Origin of the sequence: Ligilactobacillus sp. (genome assembly GCF_036846325.1) — a bacterium.
GTDB lineage: Bacteria > Bacillota > Bacilli > Lactobacillales > Lactobacillaceae > Ligilactobacillus.
The window spans coordinates 18,835-26,371 of the sequence record NZ_DAIUCE010000005.1; the positions used below are offsets into that span (position 1 = coordinate 18,835).

Sequence of the window (7,537 nt, forward strand, 5' to 3'; positions counted from 1 at the left end):
AAATCCGACTCCTAATCTGGACAATTCCAAATTCCTGAGTCGGATTGTTTTTTTGAAGCTGGAAATTATCAGTTTTACCCAACCTCCCTTAATTTTAGACAGAAATTCCTTCTCTGCGCCTGCTTTCTCACGACCTTCACACAGTCACGAAAAGAGTTACGGAAAGAACAATCATTGACAATATCATCATTGCGCTGCTTTCTCTTACTTCACCCATCAGAGGCAGTTCATCATGATGAACCGTCTCTGATGAAGCAACCTTCCCAGAGTGCCTTCCTGCTGACGATGAATGCTTACCTGTCGTCTGCTTCACTGAGTCACTCGCACTGACACTGCCTTCAACCTCTTCCTTGTCGACAACGAACTTCTTGTAGCCGTCATCTCTTGGAAGGAATCCGCCTGTTTCCTGCTGCAAGGATGAAAGATCCACCTCATCGGCATGAACATGACCTTCGGAAACGAATCCTGATGACAACAGCGCAAATAGCGCTGCAAGAAAAATAACGGCTGCCTTTAATGTCTTTTTACTGAAGTTGTTCATAGTGCAAGTGTACCCCTTCCATCTTACTTTCTTTCTCATGTTCGTCTGAAGGCAACCGCCGGATGACGGTTGCAGCACTCAAACTTTCAACTCTTGCATTATAGCAACGCAAAAGGGACAAATTTGGGACAGATCACTATATTTTCACATTTTTATTTATATATTCAAAAATATTACTGCAGTTAACAAAAAAGACAAACAACATTCAAAATGCCGTTTGTCTCTTTCATAATTACCTGCTCATTCGTGCCCAGTCATACTGATTCATGTATTCGCCATTGTATGCCCTGATTCCGTCGGGACGGTCATTCAGGTATGCATAATAGTCACAGCTGACATTATCAGTGTTGATTGAGTACTTGTTCCATGAAGTCACAAGAACATCACCAACTCCAGCCTTCTTGAGAGTCGTCACCAGGTCCTTCTTGACCTTCTGGAAATATGAGCTTGAATTTGCGCTCTGGTCCGTCTTGTCCCAGAGGACCTTCCTGATATCACTCGAGCTGACGATGCCGCCCTTCCTGTCAATCAGGTATGCCAGCATCTCCTTTGTCTTCGTTCGCTCGAACTTAAGCGGCTTTCCGTTGACGAAAACTTCAAAATTGCCGAAGCACTTGACGACGAGCTTGTCCGATGATTCGAAGGACACCGGCGTGCGCAGTTCGTCCAGTTCCTCCCTGATGGCCTTTTCGGTCACGGGCTTCTCGACGTATCCGCTGGCCCTCAGCTTGAATGCCTCGTGCATGTATTCATCGTAACCGGTCACAAAGATGATGTTGATCTTCGGGTACCACTGCTTGAGCTGCTTGGCAACGTCAATCCCCGTCAAAGCACCCATCTCGATGTCAAGAAAGGCAACGTCACACGGGTTTTCCCTTGCATATTCAAGAAGTCTTCTCGGGTTTTCAAATGACGTCACTTCCGCATTGTCACTGACAGCCTCTATCGTCTTCACAAGCTGTTCCAGTGCTATCTTCTCGTCATCTGCTGCTATTATCTTCAATTCAGTTCACCTCTCTTGGAATGGATATTATAACTTTCGTACCGAGGTTCTTACGGCTGCTTATCGATATCGTACCGTGGCACATGCTTTCGACACGTTCTCTGACATTGTCCAGTCCGACTCTTCCCTTTCCCATGTCATTTTCGTCAAATCCGGCTCCATCATCCACGACGGTGATCAGTATCACGTCACCCTTCTCCTTGGTGCTGACGGAGACGGTTCCTCCTCCTTCCTTCTTGCACAGCCCATGCTTGACTGCGTTTTCAACAATCGGCTGCAGGACAAGCGGAGGAACCAGGAAGTTTCTGACTCCAATGTTGTATTTCGCATTCACCCTGTCTCCAAAGCGCTTCTTTTCAATTGAGACATAGCACTTCACGTGGTCGAGTTCCTTTTCAAACGGAATCGGCTCGGTCATGCTCAGGGAATTCAGGTTTCCCCTGAGATACATTGCAAAGTCACCGACGGTTTCCTTGGCCGATGCCGGGTCCGTGTCACAGAGTCCCTGGATGACTGTCAGCGTATTGTAGATGAAGTGCGGCGCAATCTGCGACATCATCATCGAGATTCTCATGTCTGCAGCTTCCTTTTCCTTGCTCGCCAGCTCGTTTCCCTGATCTATCATCGCCAGGACGAACATCAGAATCATGGAAATCGTGATTGCAATGTTTATCAGCGAATATCCATAGTAAAACGCCTGGATGATTGTGGCGACAAGCGGCAGGACGATGTATGAGCACATCGAGACGAATATCTCGCGGCTTATGCTCTTCCTGTGTCTGATCAGAAGAGCAAGATCTATCATCATCCCCAGGAAGGATATCGAAATTACGCAATAGTAGCCTGGATTGCGATGATAGAAGTTATGTCCGTCGATATGATAGCAGAAGTCATTGAACTGCGAGACTACTATTATGACCATTGCCACCAGCGCAATGGCATACCCGGTCTTGACAAGCAGGGCGTCCAGTGTCTTCTTCAGCCGGTCTCCCCCGCGCCAGGCAATGTTGAAGCAGACATATCTGTGAAACAGAAACTGCAATACATAGCTTGAAAAGAAGACAAGACAGTTGCTGAACCTGACGAAGAAATAACCGGTTTGAGTCGGATTGCCTCGAAACAGCCACGCAAGGGCGTCATTGAGCAGAAGCACGGCGCACGTAAACTGCATCTTGAGCATGATGTCCCGCTTCTCCTTTGTAAAGCTGCGGTTCATGAACTGACACAGAAAGGCTATCAGACAGAAAATGAACCCCCATAGAAGAAGCGCTATATGTATTGACTGACGATTGAACACATGCATCCCTCCAGTGAGGATTATTATAACACAGTTACGGTCCGGCAAACCACAGGAAAGCCGAACCGTCTCAGAGACAAAAAGGCCATTGAAAATGATGCCCGGCTGATTCTGATGACCACGAATTAGGTAAAATAATGGCTGCTCAACTGATTTCTTTCAATTCAGGGAACAAAAATCCGGCTCCTGATCTGGATAATTCCAGATTCCGGAGTCGGATTATTTTTTGGAAGCTGGAAACTGTCAGTTTCTTCCAGCCTCCTCACCCATGTCATTCCGTTAATGATTCAAGCAGCTTCTCATAGCGTTTTCCATGCGGTTCAAAGACAAGCGTGCGCCTGTCATCGTCATGTTCATCCTTGATGAAGTGAATGACCAGAAATTCTTCCGGCAGGTCATCCTCAACAAACTGCGACCACTCGACAACGCTTACTCCGTCACCATTGAAATACTCTTCAAGGCCAAGATCGTCGCCGCCCGTTTCCTCAAGCCGGTAAACGTCCATATGATAAAGCGGCAGACGACCTTCGTGATATTCGCGAATCAACGTGAACGTCGGACTCTTGACGTTTTTCCCAATGCCGAGTCCGCGCGCCAGTCCCTTTGTAAACGTCGTCTTTCCGGCTCCAAGATCTCCGTCCAGCAAAATGACGTCGCCGGCCTGAAGGAATTTTGCAAGTTTTTCGGCGATTTTCCGGGTAAGTTCTTCATTTGATACGGAAAACTGCATGATCTTAGTCCTCCAGCGTCTGCGCTGCCGTGATCAGAGCAACCTTATAGACGTCTTCTTCGGAGCATCCGCGCGAAAGATCGGAAACAGGCGCATTCAGACCCTGAAGAATCGGTCCGACCGCTTCGAAATTGCCCAGACGCTGCGCAATCTTGTAGCCGATGTTTCCCGACTGCAGCTCAGGGAAGACAAAAACGTTTGCGTTTCCGGCAACTTTTGAGCCCCTGGCCTTCTTTTCCGCAACGCTCTTGACAAATGCAGCGTCAAATTGAAGTTCGCCGTCGATTTGTTCATCAGGGGCCATTTCCCTGGCAAGCCTGGTTGCTTCCTGAACCTTTGTGACCTCATCAGATTTTGCGGAGCCCATCGTTGAAAAACTGAGCAGTGCAACGCGCGGATCAATGTCGAACAAACGCGCAGACTTTGCACTCTGAACGGCGATTTCTGCCAGTTCTTCCGCATTGGGATTGATGTTAATCGCACAATCGGCAAAATAATAGCGCTCATCACCGCGGCTCATGATGAATGCACCGCTCGTCCGACTGACGCCGGGCTTCGTCTTGATAATCTGAAGAGCAGGACGGACAGTGTCTCCCGTTGGATGGACGGCACCGGAAACGAGTCCGTCCGCATTTCCCATGTAGACCATCATCGTTCCGAAATAATTAACGTCCTTCAGCATCTTTCGTGCCTGTTCTTCAGTATTTTTGCCCTTGCGCCGCTCGACGAAGGCAGCCACCATCTTTTCAAATTCTTCCGAAGGATACTTGTCAGGATCGATTACCTCGATGCTATCCGGCAAAGCCTGCCCGTTATTTGAATCTTCAATCGTTTCCCTTGATCCGAGAATGACCGGCCTGATCATGCCGTCATTTGCCAGACGAACCGCTGCCTTAACGATGCGTTCGTCATTTCCTTCAGGGAAAACGATCTTGATGTCCTTTTCGGAAATCTTATTCTTCAAACTTTCAAATAAATCCATACTATCTGCACCTCTCTTGATAAATCTTTTGTTTCCTGATCAGAGCTCATCAATCGTTTCAGGAAGCTGCCAGTCAATCGGCTCCTCCCCCATCGCAATCAATGCCTGGTTGGCCTTTGAAAACGGACGCGAACCGAAAAAGCCGCGACTCGCTGACAAAGGACTTGGATGTGCCGACTTCAAGACAATATTCTTCGTCGTATCAATCAGACTGATTTTATCCTGTGCGGCACGTCCCCACAAAATAAAGACAACAGGTCCGGGACGATCTGACAATTTTTCGATTGCGGCATCCGTCAGTCTTTCCCAGCCCTTGCCTTTATGCGAAAAAGCCTGTCCGTTCCTGACCGTTAAGACAGAGTTAAGCATCAGCACGCCCTGCTCGGCCCATTTCTTCAGATAACCGTGACTGACCGGCTTGATTCCAAGATCGCTTTCCAGCTCCTTGTAGATATTGCGCAAAGACGGCGGGATATCCACGCCCGGAAGAACCGAAAAACTCAATCCGTGCGCCTGATTTGGCCCGTGATACGGGTCCTGTCCCAAAATGACCACTTTAACGTCTGAAAACGGGGTCAGTTCAAAAGCCTCAAAGATATGATACATGTCCGGATAAATCGTCTGACTTGAATACTCATTCTTTAAAAAGACATGCAGCTTTGCATAATAATCAGATTCAAACTCCGATTCCAGCACTTCCTGCCATTCGTTATGGATAATTGTCTTCAATTTCAGCCCCTCGCTTTTATTTTATCACAATGTTAAACTATTCACATATGTTTTCGCTTACATTTCAATTTTCATTTTATCCTTGGAAAATTATTGATTTTTATCCGCTCTTAATCGTTTTTCACGCGTTTTCATGTTAAAATTATGATGACAGACAAATAAAGTGAGGTTAATTTCAATGGTTCAAATCATCGCATCTGACATGGACGGAACTTTGTTGAATGACGAAATGGTCATTTCACCGGGCAACGCCGCAGCAATCAAACATGCACAGTCTCTTGGCGTGCACTTTGTCGTTTCTTCGGGTCGCTCCCTTGAAGAAATCAAGCCGTTGATTAAGGCTGCCGGCATTACCTGTCCTATGATCACGCTAAACGGTGCAATCGTCTTGGATGAAAACGCCAGAATGATCAGCGCCGCACCGATTCCCGATACGGTTGCAAGGAAAATTATTGTTTCCCTGCATAAAAAGGGACTCTACTTTGAAGTAATTACTGACAAGGGCGTCTGCTCCGACGACAAGGCCAAGCGAATCGAAAACTTTGCGGAACTTCTTGCAAGCATCAGCCCTGATACTTCCTATAAACTGGCCGTTACGCTTGCATCAGCCCGGATGGAGCTGATGAACATCAATTATGTCGACAATTACATGGATCTCGTCGATGATCCGCATACAATGATTTGCAAAATCGTTGTTTTCAGTCAGGAAGGAATGAAAGTTCTCGGTCCTATCAAAGATGAGCTTTCAAAGGACAAGAATCTTGTCATCACCTCATCCGGTTCCCGCAACATCGAAATCAACCACGTCAATGCTCAAAAGGGCGTGGCGCTTGCTGCATTTGCCGACAGTCTCAACGTTCCAATGGACAATGTGATGGCCATCGGAGACAACAACAATGATGCTTCCATGATCAAGGCCGCCGGCATCAGCTATGCCGTCGGAAACGCAACCGATGAAATCAAGATGCTTGCCGGGCATCTGACGGTCAACAACACCGAAGACGGCGTTGGCAAGGCAATTGAAGAAGTATTGGCAAACAAAGATTAGTCAAGTCTTTCGATAAAAGAATCGAGGTGAGTTTCAAGTGCGCAAACTATATTCGTATCGCAATCGCCTGTCAACTCGCGGAACAACGACGATTACGGATGAAAACGGCTCAAATGTCTATCTTATCAACGGCCGTTGGGGGATGCATGCAGGTGTCATGTCAGTCTACTCTTCATCCGGTTTGCTTGAAGCTGAAATCAAGCAACGCTCACTTGGAATGCTGCCAAAGTTTGATTTATACAAAAAGCGCAGGTATGCCGGCTCAATTCGCCGATATTACGGTGTCAGCCGGGAGATGCTGTTCGTGAAAAAGCTCAACTGGCTGATCATGGGCAACCTTTCGACTTACAATTACCGCGTTTTTCATGGCCGGGAATGCATCATGACCATCAATGAGGTTCAATTGGCAAGCGGAGATTATCTTGAATTCATTATCTCCCATGAAGAAGATGAAGCATTGCTTTTCTGCATCGCTTCAATTCTTGATTACTGGGCCAAAACCGGGACGAAGACGCGCAACCGGCGATTCGGCTGCGGCAGAAACCTTGCATTTGACTAAAGCATTAGAGAGAAAGGAACTTACAATTTGATAATCCGTCAAGCAGAAGAAGACGACGCCCAGCAGATAATGGCACTGTTCCATATTATTTTAAATGAAATGGAGGTGCCTTTGCTGAAACAAGCCGACGACAGAAAACTTTGCAAAGCGTTGGAGCGCTCTTTCGAAACTCCTGAGTGCCGCAAAACGCTTGCACAAATTATTGTCGCAGACGTCAGGGGAAAAGTGGCAGGAATCGCTTTTGGCTATCCCAATGAAAACGAGCACGAAGTTGATTCCCTTCTATGCCGTTTCTTTCCTTCCGTCGGTCTTCAAAAGCGTGACAGCGTGTATGATCAGGATGATTCCGAGCTTCCTGACGAATGGTATCTTGATTCGTTAGTCGTTTCGCCGAAATACAGAGGGCGCGGCATCGGTACGGCCCTGCTCAAGGCATTGCCGAAAGTTGCGCACAAACGAAACAAAGCCAGAATCGGTCTTGACGTCGACGTAAAAAACACCAAGGCTGAACATCTTTATCGTCATCTGGGCTTTAAGGGAAGTTCAACCTGCCTGATCGATGCTCATGAGTATAAGCACTTGCAAATTGCTGTCTGACATCGATCGACTCAGATTAACAGCCGTATGCAGATTTACGACTGTTTTATT

9 protein-coding genes are annotated in these 7,537 nt (G+C 47.1%); 3 read left to right on the plus strand and 6 right to left on the minus strand.

What is annotated here, in order from left to right; all coding sequences use genetic code 11:
- Positions 1-136: 136 nt before the first annotated feature.
- The 6 genes from V7Z60_RS01195 to V7Z60_RS01220 form a co-directional block, all read right to left on the minus strand.
- Positions 137-541: a hypothetical protein gene (locus V7Z60_RS01195; protein WP_334115700.1), complete on the minus strand. Its 405-nt coding sequence runs from the start codon at positions 539-541 to the stop codon at positions 137-139.
- A gap of 232 nt (positions 542-773) precedes the next feature.
- The gene (locus V7Z60_RS01200; protein WP_334115702.1) at positions 774-1,544 is read right to left on the minus strand and encodes a response regulator; all 771 of its coding nucleotides are present in this window, start codon (positions 1,542-1,544) and stop codon (positions 774-776) included.
- A gap of 1 nt (position 1,545) precedes the next feature.
- Entirely contained in the window at positions 1,546-2,841 is a 1,296-nt protein-coding gene (locus V7Z60_RS01205; protein WP_334115703.1) for a sensor histidine kinase, read from the minus strand.
- Positions 2,842-3,112: 271 nt separating this feature from the next.
- A complete protein-coding gene (gene tsaE / locus V7Z60_RS01210; RefSeq protein WP_334115704.1) occupies positions 3,113-3,571 on the minus strand; it encodes a tRNA (adenosine(37)-N6)-threonylcarbamoyltransferase complex ATPase subunit type 1 TsaE in 459 nt (152 codons plus the stop codon).
- Between the two features lie 4 nt (positions 3,572-3,575).
- Positions 3,576-4,553, minus strand: coding sequence for a phosphate acetyltransferase (gene pta / locus V7Z60_RS01215; protein WP_334115706.1), 978 nt, complete (start codon positions 4,551-4,553; stop codon positions 3,576-3,578).
- 39 nt (positions 4,554-4,592) lie between these two features.
- Positions 4,593-5,282 carry a uracil-DNA glycosylase gene (locus V7Z60_RS01220; RefSeq protein WP_334115708.1) on the minus strand — a complete coding sequence of 230 codons (690 nt, stop codon included), beginning with the start codon at positions 5,280-5,282 and terminating at the stop codon, positions 4,593-4,595.
- Between the two features lie 178 nt (positions 5,283-5,460).
- Here V7Z60_RS01220 and V7Z60_RS01225 point away from each other — a divergent pair, with 178 nt between their 5' ends.
- Genes V7Z60_RS01225 through V7Z60_RS01235 form a run of 3 tightly spaced genes read left to right on the plus strand, consistent with a single transcriptional unit; the run spans position 5,461 to position 7,486 of the window.
- Positions 5,461-6,330, plus strand: a complete 870-nt coding sequence (locus V7Z60_RS01225) for a Cof-type HAD-IIB family hydrolase (RefSeq protein ID WP_334115709.1) — start codon at positions 5,461-5,463, stop codon at positions 6,328-6,330.
- Positions 6,331-6,367: 37 nt separating this feature from the next.
- Entirely contained in the window at positions 6,368-6,889 is a 522-nt protein-coding gene (locus V7Z60_RS01230) for an LURP-one-related/scramblase family protein (RefSeq protein WP_334115710.1), read from the plus strand.
- Positions 6,890-6,916: 27 nt separating this feature from the next.
- Positions 6,917-7,486: a GNAT family N-acetyltransferase gene (locus V7Z60_RS01235; protein ID WP_334115711.1), complete on the plus strand. Its 570-nt coding sequence runs from the start codon at positions 6,917-6,919 to the stop codon at positions 7,484-7,486.
- Positions 7,487-7,537: the final 51 nt, after the last annotated feature.

Bases quoted from the DNA above. Each gene is read 5' to 3' on its own strand.
- pta (WP_334115706.1), bottom strand. From the start codon at position 4,553: ATGGATTTATTTGAAAGTTTGAAGAATAAGATTTCCGAAAAGGACATC.
- V7Z60_RS01195 (WP_334115700.1), bottom strand. From the start codon at position 541: ATGAACAACTTCAGTAAAAAGACATTAAAGGCAGCCGTTATTTTTCTT.
- tsaE (WP_334115704.1), bottom strand. From the start codon at position 3,571: ATGCAGTTTTCCGTATCAAATGAAGAACTTACCCGGAAAATCGCCGAA.
- V7Z60_RS01225 (WP_334115709.1), top strand. From the start codon at position 5,461: ATGGTTCAAATCATCGCATCTGACATGGACGGAACTTTGTTGAATGAC.